The sequence below is a fragment of the Mesotoga sp. HF07.pep.5.2.highcov genome (genome assembly GCF_003666285.1).
GTDB lineage: Bacteria > Thermotogota > Thermotogae > Petrotogales > Kosmotogaceae > Mesotoga > Mesotoga prima.
Genome location: NZ_JFHJ01000341.1, coordinates 1 through 2,348 on the forward strand (window position 1 = coordinate 1; position 2,348 = coordinate 2,348).

Annotated in this window: 3 protein-coding genes; all 3 read left to right on the plus strand. The window is 46.2% G+C overall.

Features of this window, described 5'->3' with window-relative positions:
* Window positions 1–783, plus strand: a 783-nt coding sequence (locus BG32_RS07430; protein WP_147434875.1) for an amidohydrolase family protein, incomplete at its 5' end; no start/stop codon positions are given.
* Window positions 783–1,094 (plus strand): antibiotic biosynthesis monooxygenase, encoded by a 312-nt coding sequence (locus BG32_RS07435; protein ID WP_121526634.1) that lies wholly within the window; start codon window positions 783–785, stop codon window positions 1,092–1,094. The genes BG32_RS07430 and BG32_RS07435, both read left to right, overlap by 1 nt.
* A gap of 36 nt (window positions 1,095–1,130) precedes the next feature.
* Window positions 1,131–2,243 carry a Xaa-Pro peptidase family protein gene (locus tag BG32_RS07440; RefSeq protein ID WP_014731968.1) on the plus strand — a complete coding sequence of 371 codons (1,113 nt, stop codon included), beginning with the start codon at window positions 1,131–1,133 and terminating at the stop codon, window positions 2,241–2,243.
* The last annotated feature ends 105 nt before the right edge of the window (window positions 2,244–2,348 follow it).

Below are 2,348 nucleotides of genomic sequence, written 5' to 3' on the forward strand. Positions count from 1 at the left end.
AAAAACGCTATGCTCCGGATAGCGCTGGCTCCCTGTTCTCCTTTCTCGGTTACAGAGGAATCAATGATCAGAACTGCAGAGCTGGCCGAGAAATTTGACGTTCTTCTTCATACGCATCTGGCGGAGACTCGCGATGAAGACGACTTCTGCATACAGAAAAAGGGGCTGAGACCTGTCGAATTCATGGAGAAGGTTGGCTGGTTGAACAGGCGCAGCTGGTTCGCACATCTAGTATGGCTTAGCGATGAGGACATTAGAAAACTCTCTGAAAACGACTGTGGAATGGCACACTGTCCTTCATCCAATATGAGACTCGGGTCGGGAATTGCCCGTGTGAAAGAGATGAAGGAAGCAGGAATGAGAATCGGCCTTGCCGTCGACGGAAGCTCATCGAACGATACAGGAAACATGCTTTTGGAGATACGAAATGCTCTGATGCTTCAAAGGGTTTTGAAAGGTGCCGATGCTCTCACTCCCAGAGATGTTCTTGAATTTGCGACTCTTGGAGGGGCCCGGGTATTGAGAATGGATGATTTCATAGGATCGGTCGAGGTTGGAAAATCGGCGGACCTTGCTGCCTTTAGACTTGATACTCTGTCTATGTCAGGGGGACTCTCCGATCCTGTTGCATCTCTCGTTCTCTGTGATCCGCACAAAAGTGACATGGTCATGATAAACGGGAAGATCCGTGTCCAGAACGGAAGGGTAATCGATAGTGAACTTCCAGGTTTGATAAAGAGACACAACGAGATATCTTCGAAGCTGATCGGAGGGGAGTACTGATGATAGTTACAGTAGTTGATATTCAAGTCAAGAGTGAGTTTTTAGATAAATTCATAGAAGCCACTCGTGAAAATCACAAGAAGTCTGTAAGTGAGCCGGGTAATTTGAGATTCGACTTCCTTCAGGATAAAGCAGATCCATCCCATTTTTTTCTCTATGAAGCCTATGAATCCGAGGAAGCAGCTGCAAATCACAAGAGGACAGATCATTACAAGCGATGGAAGGAAAGAGTTGAGGAGTACATGGAGAGACCACGCAGGGGAACTCAAACAAGAGTAATAGAACCTGAGAGGCTGAGAGACTGGAAATGATCTCTGTTGCAGTCTGAGTTCGGGAGGGAGGTTTCAATGCTGATAGAAGAGTTCAGAAGGAGAATTGATGGTCTTAGGGAAGAGATATCTTCCAGAGGAGCCGGTGCTTTTCTGATAAGCAAGTGCTGCAATTTTTCTTGGGTAACTTTTGGAGCCAGGAGTCATATTACTCTAAATTCTACGGAAGGCGAGGCATCGGTTCTGGTAACACTTGACAGGGTTTACATTATCACGAACAATATTGAAAAGCAAAGGATACAGGAAGTCGAATTTCACGAGGAGCTTCTGGGTGAGTTTGGATTTCTTGAGTACAACTGGTTTGAGACTTATGGTGAAAAGAGGTTAATCGACAACCTGCTAAAAGGAAAGCTTCTCTCCGATACCGGAAGGTATGACAGCGAATACGTTGACCTAACAGAAATGCGCACAGTCCTCAGTGTTTATGAGATAGAAACCTACAGAGCTCTCGGAAGAGATTGTGATGATATCTTTTCTTCAATTATTCCGGGTTTGAAGAGGAATATGACCGAGCTCGAAGTTCAAGGTCTATTCTATGAAGCCATGTCAAAGAGAGATATCGAACCAATACTGACGCTTGTCTTTTCCGAGGACAGTTCTCTAAGTTACAGGCACAACCTATCTCGAAACGTCAAACTTGATAGGAGAGGATTTGTAAGCATCTGTGCCAGAAGGCGCGGGCTAATTGTTTCGTCCAGCAGATCGTTCATGTTCGAGCCTGTGGAGGAGATCAGCCTTCAGCACGAGCGGAACTGTTTTGTGGATGCTGTTGCAATCGATTCCTCAAAGCCGGGAGAGAGGCTTTCCAATGTCTTTGAGAAGCTTGTGGAGGCCTACGAACACGTTGGCAGGGGAGGGGAATGGAAGCTTCATCATCAGGGTGGAGTAGCTGGCTATCTGCCGAGAGAAGTGCATGGCAATCTCAAGAGCGATTTTATTCTCAAGAGGGGAAATGCCGTCGCATGGAATCCCACAATAAGGGGAACTAAGTCCGAAGACACGGTATTGATTGGAGATTTTGGAGACAGCAATATTTCGTTCCCCCAGACCAGTTCCTGGCCAGAACTGAAGTACGAATTCGACGGCTCGACGGTGAGAAGACCGGCGATCCTCCTGGTTGACAAGGTCTGACTTCCAGTGTGACAACTGTTTTCACAATTGACTTGAAGTCTTTCAATTTGAAACGAGAAAAGAGGTTAGAATCTCTTGGGCATGGTTTTCTCTTGAAAAACAGAG